We start from the raw sequence: 23,681 nt of genomic DNA, 5'->3' as shown, positions 1-23,681 counted from the left end.
GGTCTCATGAAGGATCTGCCGCGCATCGCCGACCTGTCCGCCGCCGATATGCCGATGGTCCCTTCGGAGTTCGCCTACGCGGCGCTCACCCGGTCGGTGAGGCTGCCCGCAGCGGCCGAGACCGATGGCGGTTCCGGCCGAGCGGCGGTGTCCCCATGTGCCTAGGCGTGCCCGGGCGGATCATGGTTCGCGCCGGTGAGATGGGCACCGTGGACTTCGACGGCCTGCGCCGGGAGGTGTGCCTGTCATATACCCCTGAGGCGCGGCCGGGAGACTACGTGATCGTGCACGTAGGGTTCGCGATCTCGCTGCTGGACGAGGCCGAGGCGGTGCGCACGCTCGCGGTGCTGCGCGCGATCCCTGGAGGGCTGGATGAGATATCTCGATGAGTACCGCGATCCGGTGCTGGCCCGGCGTCTCGTGGCCGATATCTGTGCCGCCGCCACCTCACGCTGGGCGATCATGGAGGTGTGCGGCGGGCAGACGCACACGATCGTCCGGCAGGGCATCGACGAGCTGATCCCGATACGCATGGTGCACGGTCCCGGTTGCCCCGTGTGCGTGACGCCGCTGGCCACCATCGATCGAGCGCTGGCCATCGCCGGCCGCGCCGAGGTGATCTTCACGTCGTTCGGCGACATGCTGCGCGTGCCGGGATCCGGTGCCGACCTGCTGTCGGCCAAGGCCCGTGGCGCCGATGTGCGCGTGGTCTACTCACCCTTGGACGCGGTAAGGCTGGCGAGCGCGAACCCCGACCGGGAGGTGGTGTTCTTCGCGGTCGGCTTCGAGACCACGGCCCCCGCCAACGCGATGGCCGTGCTGCGCGCGGCCCAGGAGCGTTTGCCCAACTTCAGCGTGCTGGTGAGCCACGTCCTGGTGCCTCCTGCGATGACCGCGATCATGGAGTCGGCGTCGGTCGACGCCTTCCTGGCGGCCGGGCACGTGTGCGCGGTGATGGGGTGGACCGAGTACGAACCGCTGGCCGCCCGCTACCGCGTGCCGATCGTGGTCACCGGGTTCGAGCCACTGGACTTGCTGGAGGGCATCCTCATGGCGGTCCGCCAGCTCGAAGAGGGACGGTGCGAGGTGGAGAACCAGTACGCCCGCGCGGTCCGCCGGACCGGCAACGGCTTCGCCCAGGACGCCGTCCGGCGGGTCTTCCGAGTCAGCGACCAGACGTGGCGCGGCATCGGAGAGATTCCTGCGAGCGGTCTTGTCCTGGCGCCGGAGTTCGAACGGTACGACGCCACGCTCCGCTTCGGCGTCGGTGGTGTGAGCGCGGGCGAACATCCCGATTGCATCGCGGGGGACATCCTGCGTGGCACGCGAACCCCGCTCGACTGCGCCGCCTACAGAACCTCGTGCACCCCGCGCCGTCCTTTGGGCGCGCCGATGGTGTCAGCCGAAGGCACATGCGCCGCTTTTCACAATGCCGGACGGACGAGACGGGAGACGTCATGACCACGGCCTTCGACCCGATCGCGGCCACATGTCCCACACCCCTCGCCGAGAACGAGCGGGTGCTACTCGGCCACGGATCGGGCGGCCAGCTCATGGCCGAGCTGCTCGCCGACCTCGCCCCGCGCCTCGGGGCCCCGGCGATCGAGGACGCGGCAGTGGTGACCACCGGCGCGCCACAGGTAGTGATGTCCACCGATGGGTTCGTGGTCACGCCGCGCTTCTTCCCCGGTGGCGACATAGGGTCGCTGGCCGTGTACGGCACGGTCAACGACCTGGCCATGATGGGCGCCGTACCGGTCGCGCTCAGCCTGGCCTACATCGTGGAGGAGGGGTTGCCGCTCGACGAGCTGCGCCGCGTCACCTCCTCCGTTGCCCAGGCGGCCCGCGCCTGCGGCGTGCGGGTCGTGACCGGCGACACCAAGGTCGTCGGCAAGGGCGCGGCCGACGGCATCTACGTCACCACCACGGGTATCGGCGTTCGGCTGCCCGATGCGGCGCCGGCCGCCGCGAACGGCCGGCCCGGTGACGTGATCCTGCTGTCCGGCCCCATCGGGCTGCACGGCATCACGATCCTTGGCACCCGCGAAGGGCTCGGCTTCGAGAGCGAGCTGGCCTCCGACTGCCGGCCGCTGCACGACCTCATGGCCGCGATGATCACGGCGGGACGCCGCGGTGTGCACGTGATGCGCGACCCGACCAGAGGCGGCCTGGCCAGCGCGCTCAACGAGCTGGCCGCCGCCTCCCACGTCGGTGTCGAGCTGGAGGAGCAAGCCATACCCGTGCCCCCGCAGGTGGCCGCCGCATGCGACCTGCTGGGGCTCGATCCGCTGCACGTGGCCAACGAGGGCTGCCTGGTGACGTTCGTAGACCCGGCCGTGGCGGAAGCGGTCCTCGCCGCGATGCGTGATCGGCCGGAAGGGGCAGCGGCCACGCGCATCGGCACCGTGGTCGCCGACCATCCGGGTCGCGTCACCACGCGCACCCTGGTCGGATCCTCCAGGGTCGTCGACATGCTGGTGGGAGAGCAGCTACCCCGTATCTGCTGATCGCGTGGTCAGCGCTCCGTCGGGCGCGAGTTCGACCCGGTGGGCGATCGTGCCGCGCCAGCCCTCGACGAGTCCGGCCCCCGCGGAGGATCGTTCGACCGGGGCCGGATCTGCCGGTGCCGTGCCAGGCCTGTCGAGTAGATGAGTGATCAGGGCGATGGACGTGGCGATCTCCTCTGTGCCGCGAGTCGATCTTCGTCCGATCCTGTTTCCGCGGGTCAAGGGGTCGGCCGATCGTGTCTTTTTCTTCGTTTTGGGAAGTGGAGGCCGTGGGGGAGCCAACAGGTGAGGCAGGGGGAGGATGCCTGGACGGGTCATGGTCGGGGCAGACGGCTCCGCCCCCGTCGCGTCCACGACGGGGCATTAGGACGACGGTGGGCGCTGGAGAGTCGTTGCCGTAAAAGCCGGACGAGGGGGACATCATGACCGGCCTGATCATTGCGGGTGTGGACGGTTCGACTCCCAGCACCGCGGCGGTCGAGTGGGCCGCCGACGACGCGCTTCGAATGGGTGTTGAGCTGCGGATCGTGCACGCTGTGGATCGGCGGCTGTACGACGCCATCAGATTTCCGGCCGCGGATCAGGAGGAACTCCTGAGGAAGGCGGCGGGAAAGGTGCTGGAAGCGGCTGAGGCGACCGCGCGTGCCCGGCAGCCGACCGTAGAGGTGAGCACCCGGTCGCTCGACGGTGCGCCTGCGGCTGTTCTGCAAGAGCAGGAGGCGGGCGAGCTGGTCATCGGCAACCGCGGGCTGGGCGGGTTCGCCGGAGCTCTGCTCGGATCGGTGACCATGCAGGTGGCCGGGCAGGCCCACTGCCCGGTGGTGGTGGTGCGTGCCGAGCCATGCGAGCGGGTCGGCGAGATCGGTGTCGGCGTCGATGACGCCGATACCTGTGAGCCGGCGCTCGGCTACGCCTTCGAGCAGGCCAGGCTGCGTGGGGCCACGCTGCGCCTGATCTACGCTTGGCAGCTGCCCGTGCACAACTTCGCTCCCGAGATCTCCTACGACCTGGGCGAGGTCCGTGCCGCCCAGCGCGAGGTCGTCAGCAAGCGCCTCGCAGGATGGCGGGCGAAGTATCCCCAGGTGAAGGTCATTGAGGACGTCCAGAACGTACACCCCGTCGACGCGCTCACCAGCACAGCGTGCGATCTGATCGTCGTCGGCTCCCACGGCCGCGGCGCGCTCGGCTCGCTGGTTCTCGGCTCCGTCAGCAGAGGGGTGCTCCACCACGCGCGTTGTCCCGTCGCGGTGGTCCGCTCCGCGGATCTTTCGCCGCGGCCGTAGAAGGACAACTCGCGGGCACCCCGCAGCCATAGGGGCGGAAGTCCCGGCGGGGAGGGCCCATCGGCACTGCCCGATCCGCCGCCACTTTGGTGTGCTGGAAACGACACCCCCACAAAGGAGGCAGCGATGGACACCACACATGCCAAGAGCTTTCCGCGCTGGCTGTATCGAGGCGGTCGCCCGAACCGTCTGGCACGGGCGATGAACCGGTTCTCGGCCATCCTCCATGCGACCGGCGTGCTGATGCCCGCCCGGATGGTGACTTTGGAGGTGCGCGGCCGCCGCAGCGGGCGCATGATCTCTTTCCCGCTGGTCGTCGCGGACTATCAGGGCGAGCGCTACCTGGTGTCGATGCTCGGGGAGAAGGCCAACTGGGTGGGCAACGTACGCGCCGCCAAGGGGCATGCGCTCCTGCGACACGGCCGCCGCGAAAGGATCCTGCTGGAGGAGGTCGCCTGCGAACTTCGCGCCCCGATCCTGCGCCGCTACCTGGCTGTCGCGCCGGGCGCCCGGCCGCACATTCCCGTGGACCGGCACGCTCCGGTGGCCGACTTCCAGCAGATCGCCAACCGGTTCACCGTCTTCCGCATCGTGCCGGCCCCGATCGCAAGCAGTCGGCCATCGGAGGACGAAGTCCTGAATGCGGATGCCATTGGCCCGCAGGAGATGGCGTGACTGAACGGCCCCTGGACCCGCACCTCCACCTTCATCGACATCTACCTCCAGCGTGACCTCGCCGAAGGGCTGATCACCGAAGAACGCGCGCAGGAGCTCATCGACGCCGCCGGGTTTCACATGAACGTCAACGTCCTGACGCGGGCGGTGCTGCTGGACGCCATGGAGCACCCCGACCGCTACCCGCAACTCACCATCCGCGTCTCCGGCTACGCCGTCAACTTCATCCGCCTCACCCCCGAACAGCAACGCGACGTCATCAACCGCACCTTCCACGGATCACTGTGAACACCCGCCAGGCCCACCTCCAACAGGCCGCCACCGAGCTGTGCCACCCGCCGGCCCCACCGGGCACCGGCGTGATCAGCACCTGAGATGCTGGTCCGCCGGCGCCCAGCCAGGCACACCACTCAAAGGCCGTGGATACGTCGGCCGGTGATCTGGTGCGGGACGATGCGGATGTACAGGTGGCGTTCGCCGCCGGCCCATGGCGTGACATCGGCATGGGCCACTTTGATCGCTTCGTCCTCCGGCACATGGTGGGCGGGGCCCTGGATGAGGACGCTCCAGCCCGCCCGCTGGGCCTCGTCGATCCGGTCCACCTGGAAAGCGATCTTGATGTCCACGCCCTCCAGCCCGGTGCGCAGGTCCTGGTCCATAGGGCCACCGCGGGCGGTGCGGAAGACGATGGCGCCGTCGTGGAGCTTGTAGTTGACGGGTAGCACTGTCAGCCCGTGCGAGCCGTTGAACGCCACCCGGCCGATGCCACCTGGCGCGACCAGCCGCAAGCACTCCTCCGGCTCCAGCATCTCCAGGACGGGTTTCTCCGCTGCCGCGCCGGGACCGGGCGGGCGATCACGGCCACCGCCCAGCAGGTCCTGAACGGTCGTTTCCAGAGCAGCGGCCAGGCGGGCCACGGTGTTCCGGTCCGGAGCGCCCAGATGGCCTTCCAGATGCCCGATGTATTCGGCCGACATGTCCGCGCGGTCGGCGACCTGCGCAAGGGTGAGGCCGAGCCGGTCGCGGTGGTAGCTCACGCGGCGTCCGAAGTCACCACTATCTGTCATGATCATTTCCTGTTCGGTGATGGTGAGAGCGGCGCCTTGAGGCAGAGTGACGCCGTCGACACGGGTACTTTCGTTATCGGCCTCGATGGCGAGCCGGATTCCACGGAAGCGGATCGGCAACGACAACGAGCCGAGTCGCTCGGGCAGCCGGGGATTGAGGCGCAGACCGTCCGGCCTCGGCTCCAGGCCCAGGTAGCAGCGTTGCAGCATGTCGAGGGTGCCGGCCATGGCGCCCAGGTGGATGCCCTCGGCGGTGGTGCCCCCTTGCACATCGTGGGCGTCGCTGATCAGCGCTTCGGCGAAGAACTGCCAGGAGCGCACCCGATCGGAGCGGGCAAGTACCCAGGCGTGGACGACGGCACTGAGAGTGGAGCCGTGGCTGGTGCGGTCCAGGTAGTAGGCGATGGTGCGGGAGATCAGATCGAGGTCGTACGGGTAGCCGAGCCGTTTGAGAATCGCCAGCAGTTCTTCGGCGTTGAGCAGGTAGAACAGCATCAGCGTGTCGGCCTGCTTGGAGGCTTTGTAGCGGTTGACGTCGTCATCGTCGGCCTCGAGTGCCCGGTCCAGGCGGCGCACACCCTTGTAACGGGCCCAGTCAAGCTCGTCGAGTTCGGCATAGCCGGTGAACTGGCTGATGACGCCGTCATGGAAGTCGACCCGCATGCGCCGGGTGATGTCCTCCCACCGCGCGGCCTCCTCCGAGCCGACTCCGCCAAGTTCGAGCGCATGTGACAGCAGCCACACGGTCATGATGTTGGTGTAGGCGTTGTTGGCCAGGCCGGGGGAGGCGGCCCCCGGGTAGGCGGTGTGGTACTCGTCCGGTCCCATGACGCCGTGGATCTCATACCGTCCCGACACGGGGTCGAGTACGGCCAACGAGGCGAAGAACCTGGCGATGTCGGTCAGCAACTCGGCGCACCATGGCGGCATGGACCCTGTGGCCAGGTAGTACTGCCAGACGTTGTAGCCGATGGCCAGCCCGACGTGGCGCTGCAGGTGGGAGACGTCCGGCAGCCAGCGTCCCGAGGCGGGGTTGAGATGGTAGATCTGGGTCTCCTCGCGGCCGTCGCTGCCGCTCTGCCAGGGGAACATCGCGCCGTCGAAGTCGGCGGCGCGGGCCGCCGCCCTGGCCTCGGGCAAGCGCCGCCAGCGGTAGCGCAGCAGGCCGAGTGAGATCTCGGGGAAGCGCAGGTTCAGCCAAGGCAGGACGAACAGCTCGTCCCAGAACACGTGTCCGCGATACGCCTCGCCGTGCAGGCCACGAGCGGGTACGCCGGCGTCCAGGTCGGCGGTGTACGGGGAGAGCGTCTGCAGCAGGTGAAAGACGTTCAGGTGGACGAGCTGCGACAGCTCGGGCCCGTCCACGTCCACAGCGGCCCGCTCCCACAGCCGCTCCCACTCCGCCTCGTGCGCGTCCAGCAGTTCGGCGAAGCCCGCGGCCAGCCGCGCCCGCCGTAGGGCGGCTGAGAGCGGGTCGTGAATGGCGGGATCGCGCGAGGTCAGCAGGGCGACGACCTTCGTGAGCGTCACCGGCGTGCCCTCCACGGCGTCCAGCACATGCTCCGTGGTGATGTGGTCGCAATCGTCGGAACTGGAACCGGGGATGGGGGCGTCGACGCGCGCAGCGAGCGCGACGGTGATGCGAGAGGAGCGCGTGGTCGCGGTCAGCCAGGTCAGCTCGTCCTGCCCGCCTGTGGTGTGCCCCGTCAGGTGGTCACCGCGCAGGTCACGGTAGCGTGCGACGCCGCTGTTGGTCACCCGCCCGTCCAGGGTGGCGCGGACGCGGAGCGGGCCGGACCAGTTCTCCGCGGTGAAGGTCGTCTCCAGGGCGGCGAGGGCGGGATCGGCCATGGACACCAGGCGGCGTTGCCGTACCCGCGTGACGCGGCCCTGCGCGTCGCGCCAGCGCAGTTCCCGGAGCAGCACTCCGTGCCGCAGGTCGAGCTTCTGGGAGTAGTCCAACAGGTCGGCCTGCTCAGGGCAGAACCAGTTCGAGCCCGGCGTGGCGAAGGTCAGCGGTAGCCAGTCCGGCAGGTTGACCAGGTCCTCGTTGACGACCGTCCGGCCCGCCACTTCGGAGGTGAGACGGTCGTAGCAACTCGCTTGATAGGTGCCCGGCGTGCGGATCCGGCCGTCGGGCGTGGCACCGCGGGTGGCGAAGCGGCCGTTGCCGAGCGTGCACAGCGCCTCGCGCAACCCCTCCGAGGCCGGATCGAAGCCCTCGTAGGCGAGCACCCACGGGTTCATCACAGCCTCACAGGGACACGCCCAGTAACGGACAACTCTGCCAGGTCCGGCACGACGACGTCCGCCCCCGCACGGCGCATCGCCGCCTCCTGCGACCTGCCGCGGTCCACCCCTATGACCAGGCCGAAGGCGCCCCTGCGCCCGGCCTCGACGCCGGGGAGCGCGTCCTCCACGATCGCCGTGTCTCCTGCGGCCACTTCCAGGCGTCGGGCGGCTTCGAGGTAGAGCGCCGGATCAGGTTTGCCGGGCATGCCGAGTCTGGCCGAGTCGTTGCCGTCGACCACCGTGTCGAACAGACGCATCAGGCCCACGGAGGTGACGACCATACGGCAGTGCCTGCTGGCCGACACCACCGCGGTGCGGCAACCGCGCCGCCGCAACTCATGCAGCAAGTCGACGGTCGAAGGAAAGGCGGTCACCCCGTGCTGGGCGATCTCCGCCACGAACAGCGCGTCCTTGGCCATTGCGAGGCCGTGTACGGTCGGCGCGCCCGGTTCGTCGCCGGGACCGCCTTCGGGCAGCGTGATGCCGCGGGAGGCCAGGAACATGCGCACACCGTCGAGTCGCGATCTGCCGTCCACGTGACGCAGGTAGTCATCACGGATGTCGAACGGTGCGGACCGGCCCCGCAGGACGCCGTCGAACACGTGCTTCCACGCGGCGGCGTGCACCCGGGCCGTGTCGGTGACGACGCCGTCGGTGTCGAAGATCACGGCCCGCAGCTTGGTCAGGTCAAGGGCGGCCATACCGATGACGGTACCCAGTCGCTTCCGCCGCAGACAGGGCCCTTAGACCCTTGCGCCGGCGTGCTGCCGGGCTCGGTCAGCACCCAGGCGGCCGGAGAAGCTCACTCATGTCCCTGCGTTGCGCATCCTGGCCCCGTAACGGGCCGATTGGCATGTCCTTCGGCCCTGCCACATCCGATGAACGCGGAGGACGCTGGAGGCCGGACGGAAGGAGCCGACATGTCCGCTGTGATCGTAGAAGGACTGCGCAAACGCTACGGGACAGTGAAGGCCGTCGACGGGCTGAGCTTCACTGTCGAGCGGGGCGAGGTGTTCGCGCTGCTCGGGCCGAATGGCGCGGGCAAGACAACGACCGTGGAGATCCTGGAGGGACACCGCGGACGTGACGGCGGCCAGGTATCAGTGCTCGGATTCGATCCGGCCACCGGCGGCCGACCCTACCGGGAACGCATCGGGATCGTGTTGCAGGAGGCCGGGTTCGAGGAGGAGTTCTCCGTCTTCGAGCTGGTCCGGTTGTACGCCGGGTTCTACTCGCGTCCGCGTGATCCGGATGAGGTGGTGGAGCAGGTGGGGCTGAAGGACAAGCGCGGTGCCCGCGTGCGGACGCTGTCCGGTGGGCAGCGGCGTCGCCTGGATCTGGCGCTCGGTCTCATCGGCCAGCCGGAGCTGCTGTTTCTGGACGAGCCGACCACCGGGTTCGACCCTTCGGCCCGCCACCACGCTTGGGAACTGATCGACGGACTGCGCTCGTCCGGGACGACGATCCTGCTCACCACCCACTACATGGACGAGGCCCAGCATCTCGCCGACCGGGTGGCGGTGCTGCGCGAGGGTGGACTGGTCGCGGTTGGCGCGCCGGACACCCTCATCGCGGCCGAGCGCACCAGCGTGCTGTCCTTCTGGCTGCCAGAGGGAACCAGGCCGGCCGACCTGCCGCTCCTGGCAGGGCACATCGAAACGCGCGGCCAGTCGGTGTCTGTCCGGACCGAGCAGCCCGCTCGCGACACGCATGTCCTGACGGGCTGGGCGCTGGGGCGCGGCATCGAGCTGACCTCGCTGTCGCTGGCGCGGCCGTCGCTGGAGGACGTTTATCTCGACCTGGTGGGCGGACAGACATCATGATCCTGCGGCTGGTCTGGCATGAGACCCGGTCCTTCTTCCGCACCCCGATGGCGGCCGTCTTCACCGTCGCGATGCCGCTGCTGATGGCGGTGATCGTCGGTGCCGCGATGGGCAACCAGGTCGTCGAGCCCCGGTCGGGCGTGCGGGTGATGCAGTTCGTCATCCCGGTCATGGCCGTGTTCGGTGTCGCGCAGGGCTGTTTCGGCGCGCTGGCCATCCACCTGACCGATCTGCGCGACCGCGGCTGGCTGAAGCGGCTGCGCGGCACGCCGGTGCCCGCGTGGGCGGTGCTGGCGGGGCTGGTGGGAGCGTCGCTGGTGATCGCGGTGATGACGGTCGCCCTGCTGCTTACGGCGGGCCTGGTCTTTTACGACGTGCAGATGGTCTGGCGCACGCTGCCTGCGCTGCTCCTCACCCTGCTGGTCGGGGCGTTCTGCTTCACCGCGCTCGGTTTCGCCGTGGTCGCGCTGGTGCGCAGCGCTGCGGCGGTGCAGTTGCTCGGCACGGGGGTGGTGCTGGCGCTGGCGTTCATCTCCGACATCATCCTTGTCGGCGCCCGGCTCCCCGCCTGGCTGGATGTTGTGGGCTGGATCTTCCCGCTGCGGCACTTGGCCAACGCCGTCCGCGACGCCATGAACCCGTTCCTGACCGGCACCGGCCTCTCCGCCGACCACTTGGCGGTGCTGGCGGCCTGGGGGATCGGCGGCTCGGCGCTGGCCGTGTGGCGTTTCCGCTGGGAACAGCCTCCGGCCCGGCGGGGGACGGCTCGTGCGGTGCGTCACCTGCCGCCGCCACGGCGGGGTCGGCCCTCGTCGTGGCGCCTGCTGGCCGGTCAGGCCGGGCACGCGGTCATCAGGACGCGCCGCGACCTGTCATCCGCGTTCTTCACGCTGGTCCTGCCGGTGCTGCTGCTCGCGCTGATTTCGCTGGTCTTCGGCGATGCGCAGGTCGCCGGCGTCCGGCTACCGGTGTTCATGTTCGCCGCGATGATCACGTACACGGTGGGGGTAGCCTCCTACGTCAACATCGCCGAGACGATCGCCGGCGATCGGGAGCGAGGGGTGCTCAAACGGCTGGCCGGCACGCCGCTGCCGCCCTGGGCCTACCACGCGGGCAACCTCACTACCGCCCTCGTGGTCACGCTGATCACCACTGTCGTGCTGGCGGTGGTGGCCGCGCTCGGCTACGGGGTCGGGATTGAGCCTGACGTGATTCCTGGGATGCTCGCCACGATCGTCCTCGGCAGCGTGTGCTTCGCGGTCCTCGGCGCCGTCATGGTGGCGTTCGTGACCAAGCAGCAGACCGTCAACGCGATCACCCTCGGCACCTTCCTGCCCCTGGCTTTTGTCTCCGACGTGTTCGTCGTCGGTGGCGAGTTACCTGAGATCCTTCGCACGGTCGGCGGCGTCTTCCCTCTCAGGCACATCTCCCACGCGCTACTCGCCATGCTGGACCCGGCTGGACGGCCGTGGCCCTGGGCAGACCTCGCCGTGGTGGCCGCCTGGACGCTCGCCGGAGCCGCGGTTCTCGCCGTCAAGGAAGGCAGGAGAGGCGCCGTCCACCGAGTCGAGGCGTGACTCCTGGCACGGAAAGGACCTGTCGTCCTCAACGGGCAGATCCTCATCCCCTCCAGCCTGGTGATCCGCATCCGTCCGGAGTCTCGGCGTTCGCGGCCCCTTGGTCAGGCCAGGAGGTCGGTGACGGGGCGCCGAGGAGCGCGAGCCACGATCGGGCCGTAGCCGAGCCGCATGATCATTTGGGGATGCCCGCTCCGGTGGTGCGGGTCGCTGCGGCGTCGCATGTCACGCAGGTCAAGAGGCTGGTTGAGGTACGACATCGAGATCGCGTGCTTGGTCGCCACCAGCAGCACGCGCTGCAATGCCTGTCCGGCGCGCAGCCAGTCCATCGGCCCGTCGGAGCCGGTGGCGAGCACCGCTAGCTGTGGGCGCGACTCGAAGCGCGTGCTGCCTGCCCGGCGCCCGAAGTCACGGACCGGATCCACCTCGCCGACGGCCAGGGGTCCCTGTACGTGAGCGGGTACCCCCCGGCCGGTGGTCCATGTGGCCAGCTCGGCGAGATAGTCCTTGTCACCGGCCAGTTCGTCCTGCGCGATGGCGGCGTAGTCGAGCATGTCGGTGACGCCGCACGGGTCCAGGAAGATCAGGCTGGCGCGCTCCGTCGAGGCGGCCGCGCGCATCTCGCTCAGCACCGGAGCCGGAATGAGACGCTCGTTGTAGGGCATTCTGTTGGTACGCCGGTACGGGATGAGTTCGTACAGCTCCCGCATCTCAGCCGAGGGCGGCCCCCACGTGCCGAACCGCATGGTGGCCAGCAGTTCCGGCACCTCCTGCGCAGCCGGAAGCAGCTCAACCATGGGTCTGCGTCCGGCCGCGTGAGCCGCGACGCGCAGGTTGAACAGCGCGGCGCCGCAGCTGACGTGGAGTGAACGCCCGCGCGGATCGCTCACGCGCAGCCAGCGGTCCCAGTCGGCCAGCATCTCAATCACATCGCCGTGGCGCACCCTGAACCGCCAGGGCTGGGTGTTGTGCACCGAAGGCGCTTCCCCGGCCGCCACGAGCAGCCGCCTGGCCGCGAGGTCGATGGTGTGTGCAATGGTCATGACGCACCTCCCTGGTGCTGAGGCTGTTCTGTGAGAGGGAGTGCCGTTAGGGGCGGAGGTCCTGCCGAAGGTCCCACCGGCAGCGGGGGACCAACGCCGCCGTGGCCGGGACCTCTCCACAGCCCTGGACCGTCTTGGCCGCCGTTCGGCAAGCGGAGCCCGGCCGACAACCACTCGCCGGACACGGTCAGGTGACCGCTCGCCTCCGCCTGCTGGAATCGAGGGGACCAAGGTCCTGGTGCTGCGGGTCGTACGGCACTGCTGGGAGAACACGAGAAGCGGTGTGCTTAGGGCGTGAGAAGAACGACGGATCAGCACTGAAAGGGGGCCATCATGGCCACCACCATCAACAGGCCCGTCCTGGAGAGCGGCGCCATCGCCGCGCACCGTCCTGTCGATTACGTCTGGGCGGTCGCCCGGATCTCGATCGGGTGGATCTTCCTGTGGGCATTCCTGGACAAGACCTTCGGCTGGGGCTTCGCCACTCCGGCCAACCGGGCCTGGATCGAGGGTGGCAGCCCGACGACCGGGTTCCTCAAGGGAACCGGCGAGAACGCGCTCGGCGGCCTCTTCTCCAGCCTGGCCGGACAGGCCTGGGTGGACTGGCTGTTCATGACCGGCCTGCTCGGCATCGGCCTGGCGCTGGTCCTGGGCGTCGGCACCCGGATCGCCGCCGGCGCCGGCACCGCGATGCTCGTCCTGATGTGGGCCGCCGAACTACCCCTGGCCAACAACCCGTTCATGGACGAACACCTCATCTACGCCATCGTCCTCATCGGCCTGGCCCTCGCCGGCGCGGGCACCACCCTCGGACTCGGCAACCTGCCAATCGTCCAGCGCAACGCCTGGCTGAAGTAGTGCGAACGGCCAAACGCCCACCTCCGACGCCGGGAGGTGGGCGTTGGCTCCGTGTGGACCCCGCCGGTCAGGCCCGCCACCTCGGCGCGGCGCAGGCCGGTGCCGAACAGCAGATAGACGATGGCCCGGTCGCGGACCGGACGGGCGTGGGCGTGCAGGCGCGCCGCGGTGGCGTCGACCCTTGAGCTCGTGGAAGGCCTCGATCCGGTCGACGACGTTCTTGACGGTGCGGACCTGGGCGGCGGCCATCGGAGCCGGCCGCCCGTCGCGGCCGCGGTTGTCGGCGGCGGCCAGGTGGTCGCGCCAGGCGGTGACCTCGCGCGGGGTGAGGGCCGACAGGCGGTCGTGCCCGAGGCCGCTGGTGATCCAGGTGCCGAAGCGTTGCAGATGCCGGGCGATCTTGGCGGGGACCTCCGGCGAGCGGACCCCGCGCACGGCCAGATCGAGGTAGCGCTCGATCCCCGGCTCCGGTCTTCGCGGGAAAGATCATCTGGAACGCGTGGCCTGATGCTCCTGCCAGCGGTGCAGCAAAGTGGGGATCTCCTTGAGCATGAACTGGTAGAAGTCGCGCATCTGCGTCAGCCGTCGATGCGCGGGATCGGTGGCCATGGTCGTGGCGATGCCGGTTTCGGCGGCGGCGAGCATGAGTTGGACGACGGTGTTCTGGCTGGTGAACAAGGTGGCCCAGGCGTCATCGCGGAGCCGGTAGTGCTCGCGGCGGCTGCCGGGCGCCGGCAGGCGTTCGATCAGGCCAACCGATAGCAGGGACTTGACCGAGCCGGAGACCGAGCCGGCGCTGACGCCGAGCCGGTCGGCGATCTCGCCCATGGTGACCGTCTCGGCGTCGGTGAACAGGAACACCGCCAGTGTCCGGGCGGCCATGCGCTGCAAGCCGCCTTCGGTCAGGGTCAGGGCCAGCCGTTCGGCCGCCTGCCACTGCTCGTCTCTGTCGTTCACCCGCCACCTCCGATAGGCGACAGGATAGCGAACCTCGGAAGTGTTCAGAAACTTCTGAAGATTCGCTATATTGCTGACATCAGCTCCGTTCCGGAGATTCGATGGTGTGCCGGGAAGCCTGGTCGGCGACGTGAGTTCTCACGTGCCGACGAGGAGATGACCCCCGATGACCTTGCTCAGCCGGCTGTTCGGTGTACGTCCCGTCATCCGGCGCCCGGTGCGGGCGCAGCGTGACATCGTGATCCCGCCCCGCGCCCGGACGCCCCCTCACCCGGCACCTGGCTCAACCCCGCCGTCGAACACCGCGTCCTCGACCAGCTCTAACCCTTCAACCGGCTTCAGCAAGGAACCTTCTATGCGCGCCATCATCATCGGAGCCGGCATCGCCGGCCTGGCCGCCGCCCTGCGGTTGTCCCAGATCGGCTGGGACAGCCTCATCATCGAACGCGCCCCCACGCGCCGCAGCGGCGGCTACGGCGTCACCTTCGGCGGCATCGGCTACGACGCCGCCGAACGCATGGGCATCCTGCCCGCCCTGCTCCAGCGTGCCTTCATCACCGAAGAGCTCGTCTACCACAAGCCCGGCGGCGAACGGCGTTTCACCCTCACCCGCGAGACCATCGCCGCCACGATGGGCCCCCGGACGATGAACATCCTGCGCGGCGACCTCGAAACCGTCCTGTACGACAACGTGCGCAACAGCGCCGAGATCCGCTTCGGCACCACCATCACCGCCGTCGACCAGGACACCCGCGCCGTGCACGCCACCCTCAGCGACGGCACCGTGGAGCACGCCGACCTGCTGATCGGCGCCGACGGCCTGCACTCGGCCACCCGCGCCCTGGTCTTCGGCCCCGAAGAGGACTACCTGCTCGACCTGGAGCACCGGGTCGCCGTCTACATGCTCGATCAGCGCCCCGCCGCGATCGCGCCCGGCACCACCGGCACTCTGTCCTCGCGCGGCCGCACCGTCGCGGTCATCAGCGCCGGAGACGGCCGCAACGTCGCCTTCTTCGGCTACCGCACCGCACGCGGCGCCCGGGGCGACGACCCCGCCACGGTGCTGCCCCAGGTGTACGGTGACCTCGGCTGGGTCATTCCTGAGGTCCTGGCGGGCATGGCGAGGACCGACTCGGTCTACTTCGACACCATCAGCCAGGTCGTCGCTCCCCAGTGGAGCCGCGGCCGCGTGGTGCTGCTCGGCGACGCCGCCTGGTGCGTCACCCTGTTCGCCGGCTACGGCTCCGCCTTGGCTGTCGGCGGCGCCGACCGGCTCGGCGCCGAACTGGAACGCCACGGCGGCGACATCGGCGCCGCCCTGGCCGCCTGGGAGACAGCGCTACGGCCGGAGGTGGACAAGAAGCAGAAACTCGGCCGCCGGGTCAAAGGCGTCTACGCCCCCGCCAACTCGCTCCTGCTGTGGCTGACCCAGCTGCCGCTGCGTATGGCCGCACTGCCGCCGGTGCGCCGGTACATGACCCGCCGCTTCATCAAAGGCTGAACCCGCCGGTGACGACCCGGCCCAACTCCCGGGGTGGCAAAGGGTCGCTCCTCTCCATCATCACTGTCAGTGGCGGGTGGTCGGCGACGGCAGGTGCGGCGGCTGCCATCGCCAGGTGGCGTTGCCGTCGGCGGTGATGCCCTTGCGCCACAGCGGTGCCGGCATCAGCCGGATCATGGTCACCAGCGCCCGGTGCGCGGCCGCCGACGTGGTGCGCCGCCCGTCGGCGCGGGCACCACGCGCAGTGGCCTGGGTGCGCGGGCGGCGCTCGGTGTCGTAGCGGCGCAGCGCGGCCTCGACCATGAACACACCGGTGGACTCGCCAGTGGACTCCTCGGCGACGGCTACGGCGAGCACGACGGCGTCTTCGAGGGACTGCCCGGCGCCCTGACCGCGATCGGGACTCATCGCGTGCGCGGCGTCGCCGAGCAACGCCACCCGGCCGCGAACGTAGGTGGGCAGCGCGTCCAGGTCGCAGATGTCGATATGGATCACCGCCTGCTCCGGAGTGACCGCGATCAGCGCCGGAATCGGTTCATGCCAGGAGGCGAGGCGGCGGGCCGCCTCGCTCTTCTCCCCTGGGTAGCGGACGCCGGCCTGGTCGGCGGTGGTGACGTAGGCCCAGTAGGCGCGGCCGCGGCTGATCGGGTGGATCAGGAAGTAGCCGCCGGGGCCCATGGTGACGCTGCCGGACAGTCCGTCGGCGTCCGCGAAGGCGCCGGTGCCGGCCTCGGCGATGCCCAGCCAGGCGGTGCGGCCCAGAAAACGCGGCGGCGGCGCGTCCGGCCACAGCAGCCGGCGCACCGTGCTGCGGATGCCGTCGGCGCCGATCAGCAGGTCGGCGCTGGCCTCGCCGCCGCTCCACGTCACCGTCACCGCGTCCTGATCGTGCCGGATACCGGTAACCTCCGCCCCGGTGTGCACCCATCCGGCGGGCACCGCCTCCAGCAGCACCCGGTGCAGGTCCGCGCGGTGGAAGGCGGTCAACGGGGTCGGGTCGCCGGGTCGGGCGCGTTGCAGGTAGCGGCCGTCCGGCACACGCAGGTTGCCGGCGGAGTAGGTGGGTACCCCGGCCGCGCGCGCCTGCTCACCCACGCCGAGCTCGGCCAGCGCGCGCATGGCGTTCGGGGCCTGGGACATGCCGGCGCCGATCTCGCCGAGTTCGGCCGCCCGCTCCAGCACGACGGCCTACCAGCCGATCCGGTGCAGGGCCACGGCGGTGGCCAGTCCGCCGATGCCGCCGCCGACCACGATCGCCCGACCGGTCACGGTGTCTCCTCATCGTCAAGATTGCCTGCGGGCTCGTCGCCGGCATGGTCGTTGCCAGGGCCTGCGTTGGTGGGGTTCGGGTTGGCGGGGTCGGGGTGCAGGGGCGGCGCGCCCTTGAACACGCCTGCCATCCATTCAAAGGTGGCGTGCGCCTGGCGGATGCGGGCGGCCCTTCCGTCGTCCGGGCCGACCAGGTCCAGGCCGTCGCGGGTGATGTCGAGGAAGGAGGTGATGCCGGCGATCTGCTGGCGGGCCACCACCGCCCAGGCGTCCTCGGCCATCCGGTAGTAGACGGTCCGCTCGCCCGGCCGCGTGCGCCAGGTCAGGAAACCCATGCCGGTCAGCAGCCGCAGGTTGGAGGTCAGCGAGGCGCGGCTGGCGCCGATCGCCTGGCTGATCTGCCCGGCGGACTGCTCCGGCGGGTCGCAGACCATCAGCCAGCCCAGCACCCGCCCGGCGATCGGCGGCACGCCATCGCGGGCCAGATACATGGCGACCCGCTCCACCCACTCCAGCAGTGGTTCCTGTTCGGTCACGCCGGATCTCCTTCTCTTGCAGTTGTTTCAGTATGCGCTAAAATAGCTGTATCAGGATACGCCCCGGCCGGGGCGTGCTGTGGGAGAGCCGGGAAGTCTGGTCGGCCCGCGACGATCCGTCGCGGAGAAACAGGAGGACCGTCCCGATGTCATCTCGCACCCTGTCGGTGCTGCTCGGCAGCGGCATCGCCGCCGGTGTCCTGGTGCCGGCGCTGCTGTGGGCCGACGGCGCCACCCGGCCCGGCTACAGCCTGTGGCACCACGGCGCCAGCCAGCTCGGCACCGGCGAGCGCGCCTGGTTGCAGACGATCAACTTCGTGCTCGGCGGGCTGCTGCTGGCCGCCTTCGCCGCCGGGGTGCGCCGCGCCCTGCGCGGCGGGCGCGGCGCGACCTGGGGGCCGATTCTGCTCGCGGCCACGGCGGCGGGCCTGGTCGTGGCCGGGCTGGTGCCTACCGATCCCGCGCTGGGCTACCCGCCCGGCCAGCCGCACGTCGTCACCACCGCCGGCGTCGTCCACCAGGTGGCCGGCTTCCTGCTGTTCGCCGGGCTCAGCGCCGCCGCGTACGTGCTGGCCGGACGCCTGGGTCAGACGAGCCGCCGCTGGGCCGTTTACTCCCGGCTGTCCGGGACCCTCATCATTGTCTTCGCCTTCGCCGCCGGCATCGCCTACCGCCTGGACACCCAGGGCATCTGGCGACCGGCCCCCGCGGGCCTGCTCGAACACCTCTCGCTGCTGGCCGGGTTCTGCTGGGTAGCGGCCCTGGCCGTGCACCTGCTCCGCCGTCACGCCAGCGGCCGCCGCGCGAGCGCCCCTTCTCCGGCGGCGCGCGCCCACACACGGTGGTAGGAGAAGGGCCGCTACACGCACTGGCGCAGCCGGGGCGGCACCTTCTCATTGCCGACCAGCGCCGCGGCGAACACCGGGTCGGTCGGCGCCAGGATCGCGCCGATCAGCAGCGACTCGGTCCAGCCCAGCCCGACCAGGTAGTGCGCACCCACCGCGGTGATGGCCAGGGTGAGCGGCAGCCCCCAGCCGAGCGCCTGGCCCGGCAGCCGCCACGCGCTTGCGCAGTTCCGCCCAGCCCACCCGCATCCCGTCGGTGAACAGCACCGCGAACAGCGCCAGCTCCGCCAGCGTGCCCACCAGCTCGTCGCCGGGCGCCAGCGACACCACGCCGAGCGTGCCATCGCCGAGCACGAACCCGGCAATGAGGAACAGCGCCGCCGTCGACAAGATCGTGCGGTGGGCCAGGCTGGACAGCAGCACGGCCAGTAACAGCATGCCCGCGAACGCGAGCAGCAGCGAGCCCATCAGACGGCCTCTCCTTCATAGTGGATCGCCGCAGGAAAGCCGTCGGCCGACCGGAGGCCGGGGAACGCCACTACCGCCTGCGCCTCGGCCAGGCGCCGGTAGAGCGCCAGCAGGGCCGCCACTGCGGAGGAGCCCAGGAACCTCACCCCGACAGATCGATCACCGTCACAGCCGGCCCGGGCGGCAAGCACTCCTGCACCCGCGTGCTCAGCCCGCCCGCCGCAGGCCAGACCAGCTCACCCTCCAGGCGCACCACCAGCACCGTCTCCTCACACTCCGTATGCACGGCCAGCTCATCCGCACGCATCGGCTGCCTTTCGCTCCGGTGGGTCGGGTCAGGTCAGGTAGCGCAGCCACAGGTACGGCGTCACCAGCGCCACGGTGACGACCGTGACGATCAGGCCGTACTTGGTGAACTGCCAGAAGCTGATCGGGTGCCCGTTGCGGGCGGCGATGCCGATCACGACGACGTTGGCGGCGGCGCCGACGGCGGTGGCGTTGCCGCCCAGGTCGGCGCCGAAGGCCAGCGCCCACCACAGCACCTGCCCGGCGCCGTTGCCGCCGTTGGCCTGGACCAGGTCGGCGACGATGGGGCTCATCGTGGCCACGTAGGGGATGTTGTCCACGATCGCCGACAGCCCGGCCGAGGCCCACAGCAGCACCATCGTGGTCAGGGCGAGCTGCCCCGAGGTGGCCTCCACGGCCAGCCGGGAGACCTGGCCGATCACGCCGGTCTGCACCAGCGCGCCGACCATGACGAACAAGCCCATGAAGAACACCAGGGTGGGCCACTCGACCTCGGCGATGGCCTGCTCGGTGGTCACCTCGGTGGCCGCCACCAACAGGCCCGCTCCGAGGATGGCCACCACCGACGGCTCGTAGTGCAACACCGGATGCAGTACGAAGGCCGCCATCACCAGCGCCAGCACCGCCAGGCTCTGCCACAGCAGCCGGTGGTCGGCGATCGCCTCGCGCTCGTCCAGCGCCATGATCTCCTCGGCGCGTTCCGGATCGTAGACGAACGCCTTACGGAACAGCAGCCAGCACAACCCGACGAACACGACCATCAGCCCGACGACCATCGGCGCCATATGGATGAGGAAGTCGTTGAAGCTCAACCCTCCCCGGCTGGCGATGATGATGTTGGGTGGGTCGCCCACCAGCGTGGCCGCGCCGCCGATGTTGGACGCCATCGCCTCGGCGATCAGGAACGGCACCACCGGCAGCGCCAGCCGCTCACACACCAGGAACGTGACCGGCGCGATCAGCAGCACTGTGGTGACGTTGTCCAGCAGCGCCGATGCCGAAGCGGTGATCACCACCAGCAGCACCATCAGCCGGTACGGCCGGCCGCGGGCGCGTTTGGCCGCCCAGATGGCCAGATATTCGAACACGCCGGTCCGCTTCAGCACCCCGACGATCACCATCATGCCCAGCAGCAGGAAGACGACGTTCCAGTCGACGCCGCTGGTCTCGGAGAAGAACGCCGCTCCGGCATCGGTGGCGTGGATGGCCAGCATGATCCCGGCCCCGCCGAGCGCGGCCGCCACCCGGTGGATCTTCTCCGAGGCGATCAGCGTATACGCGCCCAGGAACACCGCGACCGACAGCCAGGCCAGCACCGTCATGCGGCCAGCACCCGGTCCAGCAGCGCCTGCAGGGTGACCGCGCCCAGCAGCCGGCCCTGCTCCACGACCGCGACCAGCGGGCTGTGCGTGCGCGCCATCAACGCGGCGAGCTCCAGCACGGTGGCGTCCGGATCGGTGACCGGCAGCTCGCGCCGTTCAGGGGGCAGCGCCTGGCGCACCGTCCGGCTGGCCAGAGAGGAGGCGAACGCATCGGCGTGTTTCTCATCCACCACCCGGGCCAGCGCCGGGTCGTCCAGGCAGTAGCCGGGCACGGCCAGGCGCAGCACCTGGGTGCCAGGCAGGATGCTGACCGGTAGCCCGCGCTCGTCGACGACGATCAGGCCGGGCAGGTCCTGGCCGGCCAGCAGCCGGGCGGCCTCGATCACTGGGGTGTCGGCGGTGACGGTCGGGAAGGTGGCGAGCAGGTCACAAGCGCGCACGGCGGGCCCCATTTTCACGGTCGGCGATAAGACTGCCGACCAGACTTCCCGGCGCACCTGTAGAGAACCTATCAACAAGCGTCAAGATCAGACACAGTGGCGGGTGCCGGTCATCAACGTGGCGAACCTGCGAAGAGACAGCCGCGCACTGGACATCCCCACCGCACTCAGGAAAACGCTGACGTGGGATCGCGGCAGAGAAATGGCCCCGCACCAGGCTTTCACCGCGGCGACGCGACACCTGGCCGGACGGGCGGCCAGGTGTTACATTCCTAGCAATTGGAAGATCGTGCCCCCAGGTGGGGTGCGGGTGTCGGTGAGCCGGGAAGCCTGGTCGGCCCGCGATCTGTGGGATCGCGGAGCGAGGAGGCTGCCTGCGATGCACCCGACCACGACCCTACTCGGCTGCGGCATCGCCGCCGGCGTGTTCGTCCCGGCTCTGATCCTGATCGACGGCACCAACCCGGCCCGGCTACAGCCTCTGGCATCACGGCGCCAGCCAACGCGGCACCGGCGACCGCGGCCGGCTGCAAACGGCCAACTTCGTGATCGGCGGCCTCCTGTTGCTCGCCTTCGCCGCCGGGGCCGCGCGGCACCCTTCCCCCCGGACGCGCAGCAGCCTGGGGCCCATCCTTCTCACGGCCCGCACCCGCCGGATTGCTGGAGCACGCCGCCCTCTTGGTCGGTTTCGCCTGGATCATCGCCGTCGGCGTTCGTCTGCGCCGCCACCACCATGCAGCCGCGCAGGCCTGAGCGATGAAAGATCTGGGGGCCGGCCGTGCTCATCACCAGGGCAGCGAAGGAGCACGGTATGGGAGGCAGTTAAGTATCCGTGGAGATGTCCGGAAAATCTTCCTCAGGTTAGTGAGGTGCCATGACCGAGCGGACAGTCCTGATCTCCGGAGCCGGCGTCGCCGGGCCTACAGCGGCCTACTGGCTAGCCAGGCACGGCTTCCACGTCACCGTCGTTGAACGTGCCGGAACGCCGCGCTCCAGCGGAAACCCGGTAGACGTCAGAGGCCCCGCCGTAGGCGTCGCTGAACGGATGGGCATCCTGCCCCGGCTGCGCGAGGCCGCCACCGGTACGCCAGGCCTCACCTTCGTCAACGCGGCCGGCAAGCGGGTCGGCCGGATGGACATGCGCGCCTTTCAACGGCCGGGCGAGATCGAGTTACCGCGCGGCGATCTCGCCTCGATTCTGTACGAGGCCAGTCGTGACCATGCCGAATACCTCTTCGACGACTCCATCGCGACCCTTGAGCAGGACGGGCACGGAATCGAGATCACCTTCGAGCGCGCCAGGCCCCGTCGATTCGACCTGGTGATCGGTGCCGACGGTTTGCATTCGACGACCCGTCGACTGACGTTCACCACCGAGAACGGGTTCCTGCGTCACATGGGCCTCTACGTCGCGACGATGCCGCTCGCCGGCCCGTTCGAGACCGGTCGGGACATCCTCATGCACAACGTCCCTGGCAAAGCGCTCGCCGTCAGCTCCACACCCAGCGGCGCGTTCTTCCTGTACCGCAGTGCGGCCGAACCCGGCTTCGACCACCGCGACAACGAGCAGCACAAGCGGCTGCTGACGCGCGCGTACCAGGACGTCTCCTGGCGCGCTCCCGAACTTCTTGAGCAAGTGCGCACCGCTGACGACCTCTACTTCGACTCGGTGAGTCATGTACGCCTGCCGCGCTGGTGGAACGGCCGGATCGTCCTACTCGGTGACGCCGCGTCCTGCGTGTCACTCTTCGGAGACGGCTCCACCCTGGCCATGGCGGGAGCGTGCACCCTCGCCGAGGAACTGTCCGCGGGTCCGGAGAATCCCGAGGCGGCCTTCCGCCGATACGAAGCCGCTCACCGGCGCCTGGTCGACCCCAAGCAGCGCACCATCACACAGGCGTCGGCGCTCCTGGTCCCCGCGACGCGAGTCGGCATCATGGTGCGGAACCTCGCCACCCGCCTGTGGCCCGCCGTGGCCGCCGCCGCCCGGCTGCAGCGCGCTTCCCGTTCGGCATAGGCCGCGGACACAGCCGAAAGCGATAGGGGGCGCTGCACAGCGACTCAGTCCTCCTCGTCCTCGGCGTCGGGCGTCTCGGGGGGTTACGGAGGGGGCGCCGGGCTCCGCCGAGCTCGTGATGGTAGAAGGAGTAGCGGCCGTGCACGTTGATGTGCTTGCAGATGAACGGTGACAGGCGGGCCACGTCCGCCTCCTGCACTGGGTAGCCCTGCTCGCGCAGCGGATGAGGGCGTCGTCGATGTAGGTGGTGTTCCACAGCGCCAGGCAGTTCACGACGGATCCTCGATCCCCAGCCGGGCGGCGACGACGTCCAGGACCTCGTTCGGCACCTCCAGCGGATCAACCAGGAAGCACCCCAGATAGCGAACGGTCACAAGCTGGAGGGCGAAGCCACACCTGATGTGCCAGCCGGGATGCGCCTTGATGAGTGCCATATCCTCGTTGTCGAGGAAGAAGATCTTCTCCATCTCGGCCCAGGAGGGCGGACCGTCGTAACGGCCGTAGTTCGCCGCTTCTGAGTCGCTCAGGAAGTCGACCAAAATCCTCCATGCACGCGAACATGCTTTCCGTCTTGCCGCGGCCATGGTGTTGCGCTGCTGTTGGGCTTGTTGCCGCCCTCCCTGGCGTGGTGAGAGAGCCGGATGTCATGCCGGAGTAGGCGCGTTCTTGGCGCGCACCACCGTCACCGTGCAGTGGGCGTGGTGCAGGACGCCTCGGCTGACCGAGCCGAGGACGATCGACTCGATCGCGTTCCTGCCGTGCGAGCCAACGACCAGCAGGTCGGCCCGGTCGCCGGCGGTGGCGAGCGCGTTGACGGGGTGGGCGCACCGCACGTCCGCGATCACGTTGACCTGCGGGTGTCTCTCCCGCCACGACGCGAGTTGTTCGTCGGCGA

The 23,681-nt window shown here is 69.7% G+C and carries 26 protein-coding genes and 1 pseudogene; 14 read left to right on the top strand and 13 right to left on the bottom strand.

The genetic code is table 11. The features are described 5' to 3' along the window. The first annotated feature begins 6 nt into the window (after positions 1–6). The 7 genes from ACIBO2_RS57910 to ACIBO2_RS57880 all read left to right on the top strand — a co-directional run bounded on the left by ACIBO2_RS57910 (position 7) and on the right by ACIBO2_RS57880 (position 4,753). On the top strand, positions 7–165 hold the full coding sequence (locus ACIBO2_RS57910) for a hypothetical protein (protein ID WP_358556259.1): 159 nt from the start codon (positions 7–9) through the stop codon (positions 163–165). Then, positions 156–389 carry a HypC/HybG/HupF family hydrogenase formation chaperone gene (locus ACIBO2_RS57905; protein ID WP_397305271.1) on the top strand — a complete coding sequence of 78 codons (234 nt, stop codon included), beginning with the start codon at positions 156–158 and terminating at the stop codon, positions 387–389. Before ACIBO2_RS57910 ends, ACIBO2_RS57905 begins: the two co-directional genes overlap by 10 nt. Further along, positions 373–1,461, top strand: coding sequence for a hydrogenase formation protein HypD (hypD, locus tag ACIBO2_RS57900; RefSeq protein WP_358556253.1), 1,089 nt, complete (start codon positions 373–375; stop codon positions 1,459–1,461). The genes ACIBO2_RS57905 and hypD overlap by 17 nt, the downstream gene beginning before the upstream one ends. Then, on the top strand, positions 1,458–2,507 hold the full coding sequence (hypE, locus tag ACIBO2_RS57895) for a hydrogenase expression/formation protein HypE (RefSeq protein WP_397305270.1): 1,050 nt from the start codon (positions 1,458–1,460) through the stop codon (positions 2,505–2,507). The genes hypD and hypE overlap by 4 nt, the downstream gene beginning before the upstream one ends. 422 nt (positions 2,508–2,929) lie before the next feature. Then, positions 2,930–3,790, top strand: coding sequence for a universal stress protein (locus tag ACIBO2_RS57890; RefSeq protein WP_358556247.1), 861 nt, complete (start codon positions 2,930–2,932; stop codon positions 3,788–3,790). A 126-nt stretch (positions 3,791–3,916) separates the two neighbouring features. Continuing rightward, entirely contained in the window at positions 3,917–4,465 is a 549-nt protein-coding gene (locus ACIBO2_RS57885; RefSeq protein ID WP_358556244.1) for a nitroreductase family deazaflavin-dependent oxidoreductase, read from the top strand. Further along, positions 4,466–4,753 (top strand): glycine radical domain-containing protein, encoded by a 288-nt coding sequence (locus ACIBO2_RS57880; RefSeq protein ID WP_397305287.1) that lies wholly within the window; start codon positions 4,466–4,468, stop codon positions 4,751–4,753. Positions 4,754–4,875: 122 nt separating this feature from the next. Here ACIBO2_RS57880 and ACIBO2_RS57875 read toward each other — a convergent pair whose 3' ends face one another. Both ACIBO2_RS57875 and ACIBO2_RS57870 read right to left on the bottom strand, forming a co-directional pair. Then, positions 4,876–7,779: a pyridoxamine 5'-phosphate oxidase family protein gene (locus tag ACIBO2_RS57875; RefSeq protein ID WP_397305269.1), complete on the bottom strand. Its 2,904-nt coding sequence runs from the start codon at positions 7,777–7,779 to the stop codon at positions 4,876–4,878. Further along, the gene (locus ACIBO2_RS57870) at positions 7,779–8,525 is read right to left on the bottom strand and encodes an HAD-IA family hydrolase (protein ID WP_358556238.1); all 747 of its coding nucleotides are present in this window, start codon (positions 8,523–8,525) and stop codon (positions 7,779–7,781) included. The genes ACIBO2_RS57875 and ACIBO2_RS57870 overlap by 1 nt, the downstream gene beginning before the upstream one ends. 219 nt (positions 8,526–8,744) lie before the next feature. Between ACIBO2_RS57870 and ACIBO2_RS57865 the strand changes: the two genes are divergently transcribed. Beyond that, the gene (locus ACIBO2_RS57865) at positions 8,745–9,647 is read left to right on the top strand and encodes an ABC transporter ATP-binding protein (protein WP_397305268.1); all 903 of its coding nucleotides are present in this window, start codon (positions 8,745–8,747) and stop codon (positions 9,645–9,647) included. Further along, positions 9,644–11,224 carry an ABC transporter permease gene (locus ACIBO2_RS57860; RefSeq protein WP_397305267.1) on the top strand — a complete coding sequence of 527 codons (1,581 nt, stop codon included), beginning with the start codon at positions 9,644–9,646 and terminating at the stop codon, positions 11,222–11,224. The genes ACIBO2_RS57865 and ACIBO2_RS57860 overlap by 4 nt, the downstream gene beginning before the upstream one ends. A 104-nt stretch (positions 11,225–11,328) precedes the next feature. On the opposite strand, the gene ACIBO2_RS57855 is transcribed toward ACIBO2_RS57860, so the two are convergent. Further along, entirely contained in the window at positions 11,329–12,267 is a 939-nt protein-coding gene (locus ACIBO2_RS57855; protein WP_397305266.1) for an Acg family FMN-binding oxidoreductase, read from the bottom strand. Positions 12,268–12,600: 333 nt separating this feature from the next. On the opposite strand from ACIBO2_RS57855, the gene ACIBO2_RS57850 reads away from it, so the two are divergent. Continuing rightward, positions 12,601–13,125, top strand: a complete 525-nt coding sequence (locus tag ACIBO2_RS57850) for a hypothetical protein (RefSeq protein WP_358556227.1) — start codon at positions 12,601–12,603, stop codon at positions 13,123–13,125. A 486-nt stretch (positions 13,126–13,611) separates the two neighbouring features. On the opposite strand, the gene ACIBO2_RS57845 is transcribed toward ACIBO2_RS57850, so the two are convergent. Beyond that, positions 13,612–14,082 (bottom strand): helix-turn-helix domain-containing protein, encoded by a 471-nt coding sequence (locus ACIBO2_RS57845; RefSeq protein WP_358556224.1) that lies wholly within the window; start codon positions 14,080–14,082, stop codon positions 13,612–13,614. A 355-nt stretch (positions 14,083–14,437) separates the two neighbouring features. Here ACIBO2_RS57845 and ACIBO2_RS57840 point away from each other — a divergent pair, with 355 nt between their 5' ends. After that, entirely contained in the window at positions 14,438–15,583 is a 1,146-nt protein-coding gene (locus ACIBO2_RS57840) for an FAD-dependent monooxygenase (RefSeq protein WP_397305265.1), read from the top strand. A 66-nt stretch (positions 15,584–15,649) separates the two neighbouring features. Here ACIBO2_RS57840 and ACIBO2_RS57835 read toward each other — a convergent pair whose 3' ends face one another. Both ACIBO2_RS57835 and ACIBO2_RS57830 read right to left on the bottom strand, forming a co-directional pair. After that, positions 15,650–16,765: an FAD-dependent monooxygenase gene (locus ACIBO2_RS57835; protein WP_397305263.1), complete on the bottom strand. Its 1,116-nt coding sequence runs from the start codon at positions 16,763–16,765 to the stop codon at positions 15,650–15,652. Positions 16,766–16,848: 83 nt separating this feature from the next. Then, complete coding sequence (locus ACIBO2_RS57830) at positions 16,849–17,388, bottom strand: GbsR/MarR family transcriptional regulator (RefSeq protein WP_397305261.1); 540 nt, start codon at positions 17,386–17,388, stop codon at positions 16,849–16,851. A gap of 146 nt (positions 17,389–17,534) precedes the next feature. Here ACIBO2_RS57830 and ACIBO2_RS57825 point away from each other — a divergent pair, with 146 nt between their 5' ends. Continuing rightward, positions 17,535–18,236 carry a DUF998 domain-containing protein gene (locus tag ACIBO2_RS57825; protein ID WP_397305260.1) on the top strand — a complete coding sequence of 234 codons (702 nt, stop codon included), beginning with the start codon at positions 17,535–17,537 and terminating at the stop codon, positions 18,234–18,236. An 11-nt stretch (positions 18,237–18,247) separates the two neighbouring features. Here the strand turns inward: ACIBO2_RS57825 and ACIBO2_RS57820 are convergent, their stop codons facing one another. From ACIBO2_RS57820 to ACIBO2_RS57800, 5 genes are all read right to left on the bottom strand, one after another. Further along, entirely contained in the window at positions 18,248–18,577 is a 330-nt protein-coding gene (locus ACIBO2_RS57820) for a cation:proton antiporter (RefSeq protein ID WP_397305259.1), read from the bottom strand. A 123-nt stretch (positions 18,578–18,700) separates the two neighbouring features. Then, on the bottom strand, positions 18,701–18,847 hold the full coding sequence (locus ACIBO2_RS57815; protein WP_397305258.1) for a hypothetical protein: 147 nt from the start codon (positions 18,845–18,847) through the stop codon (positions 18,701–18,703). After that, positions 18,844–19,008 carry a hypothetical protein gene (locus tag ACIBO2_RS57810; RefSeq protein WP_358556203.1) on the bottom strand — a complete coding sequence of 55 codons (165 nt, stop codon included), beginning with the start codon at positions 19,006–19,008 and terminating at the stop codon, positions 18,844–18,846. The genes ACIBO2_RS57815 and ACIBO2_RS57810 overlap by 4 nt, the downstream gene beginning before the upstream one ends. A gap of 28 nt (positions 19,009–19,036) precedes the next feature. Beyond that, entirely contained in the window at positions 19,037–20,329 is a 1,293-nt protein-coding gene (locus ACIBO2_RS57805) for an ArsB/NhaD family transporter (RefSeq protein ID WP_397305257.1), read from the bottom strand. Continuing rightward, the gene (locus ACIBO2_RS57800) at positions 20,326–20,769 is read right to left on the bottom strand and encodes a CBS domain-containing protein (protein ID WP_397305256.1); all 444 of its coding nucleotides are present in this window, start codon (positions 20,767–20,769) and stop codon (positions 20,326–20,328) included. Before ACIBO2_RS57800 ends, ACIBO2_RS57805 begins: the two co-directional genes overlap by 4 nt. Before the next feature lie 473 nt (positions 20,770–21,242). On the opposite strand from ACIBO2_RS57800, the pseudogene ACIBO2_RS57795 reads away from it, so the two are divergent. Continuing rightward, positions 21,243–21,647: pseudogene (locus ACIBO2_RS57795) on the top strand (DUF998 domain-containing protein); the annotation flags it as partial. After that, complete coding sequence (locus ACIBO2_RS57790) at positions 21,644–22,786, top strand: FAD-dependent monooxygenase (RefSeq protein ID WP_358556194.1); 1,143 nt, start codon at positions 21,644–21,646, stop codon at positions 22,784–22,786. The pseudogene ACIBO2_RS57795 and the gene ACIBO2_RS57790, both read left to right, overlap by 4 nt. 269 nt (positions 22,787–23,055) lie before the next feature. Here ACIBO2_RS57790 and ACIBO2_RS57785 read toward each other — a convergent pair whose 3' ends face one another. Together ACIBO2_RS57785 and ACIBO2_RS57780 are read right to left on the bottom strand one after the other, a co-directional pair. After that, entirely contained in the window at positions 23,056–23,325 is a 270-nt protein-coding gene (locus tag ACIBO2_RS57785) for a DUF4158 domain-containing protein (protein WP_358556189.1), read from the bottom strand. Between the two features lie 105 nt (positions 23,326–23,430). Beyond that, positions 23,431–23,681 (bottom strand): universal stress protein (locus tag ACIBO2_RS57780; protein WP_397305255.1); only part of this gene is annotated, 251 nt, incomplete at its 5' end.

The organism is Nonomuraea sp. NPDC050022 (genome assembly GCF_044460705.1).
GTDB lineage: Bacteria > Actinomycetota > Actinomycetes > Streptosporangiales > Streptosporangiaceae > Nonomuraea.
The sequence above is the reverse complement of the archived record's forward strand: the minus strand, read 5'-3'. Positions and strand labels throughout refer to the sequence as shown.

Coding starts and splice junctions, on each gene's coding strand:
- ACIBO2_RS57910 (WP_358556259.1), top strand. CDS start 7: ATGAAGGATCTGCCGCGCATCGCCGACCTGTCCGCCGCCGATATGCCG.
- ACIBO2_RS57905 (WP_397305271.1), top strand. CDS start 156: ATGTGCCTAGGCGTGCCCGGGCGGATCATGGTTCGCGCCGGTGAGATG.
- hypD (WP_358556253.1), top strand. CDS start 373: ATGAGATATCTCGATGAGTACCGCGATCCGGTGCTGGCCCGGCGTCTC.
- hypE (WP_397305270.1), top strand. CDS start 1,458: ATGACCACGGCCTTCGACCCGATCGCGGCCACATGTCCCACACCCCTC.
- ACIBO2_RS57890 (WP_358556247.1), top strand. CDS start 2,930: ATGACCGGCCTGATCATTGCGGGTGTGGACGGTTCGACTCCCAGCACC.
- ACIBO2_RS57885 (WP_358556244.1), top strand. CDS start 3,917: ATGGACACCACACATGCCAAGAGCTTTCCGCGCTGGCTGTATCGAGGC.
- ACIBO2_RS57875 (WP_397305269.1), bottom strand. CDS start 7,779: ATGAACCCGTGGGTGCTCGCCTACGAGGGCTTCGATCCGGCCTCGGAG.
- ACIBO2_RS57870 (WP_358556238.1), bottom strand. CDS start 8,525: ATGGCCGCCCTTGACCTGACCAAGCTGCGGGCCGTGATCTTCGACACC.
- ACIBO2_RS57865 (WP_397305268.1), top strand. CDS start 8,745: ATGTCCGCTGTGATCGTAGAAGGACTGCGCAAACGCTACGGGACAGTG.
- ACIBO2_RS57860 (WP_397305267.1), top strand. CDS start 9,644: ATGATCCTGCGGCTGGTCTGGCATGAGACCCGGTCCTTCTTCCGCACC.
- ACIBO2_RS57855 (WP_397305266.1), bottom strand. CDS start 12,267: ATGACCATTGCACACACCATCGACCTCGCGGCCAGGCGGCTGCTCGTG.
- ACIBO2_RS57850 (WP_358556227.1), top strand. CDS start 12,601: ATGGCCACCACCATCAACAGGCCCGTCCTGGAGAGCGGCGCCATCGCC.
- ACIBO2_RS57840 (WP_397305265.1), top strand. CDS start 14,438: ATGCGCGCCATCATCATCGGAGCCGGCATCGCCGGCCTGGCCGCCGCC.
- ACIBO2_RS57825 (WP_397305260.1), top strand. CDS start 17,535: ATGTCATCTCGCACCCTGTCGGTGCTGCTCGGCAGCGGCATCGCCGCC.
- ACIBO2_RS57820 (WP_397305259.1), bottom strand. CDS start 18,577: ATGGCACGCTCGGCGTGGTGTCGCTGGCGCCCGGCGACGAGCTGGTGG.
- ACIBO2_RS57810 (WP_358556203.1), bottom strand. CDS start 19,008: ATGCGTGCGGATGAGCTGGCCGTGCATACGGAGTGTGAGGAGACGGTG.
- ACIBO2_RS57805 (WP_397305257.1), bottom strand. CDS start 20,329: ATGACGGTGCTGGCCTGGCTGTCGGTCGCGGTGTTCCTGGGCGCGTAT.
- ACIBO2_RS57790 (WP_358556194.1), top strand. CDS start 21,644: ATGACCGAGCGGACAGTCCTGATCTCCGGAGCCGGCGTCGCCGGGCCT.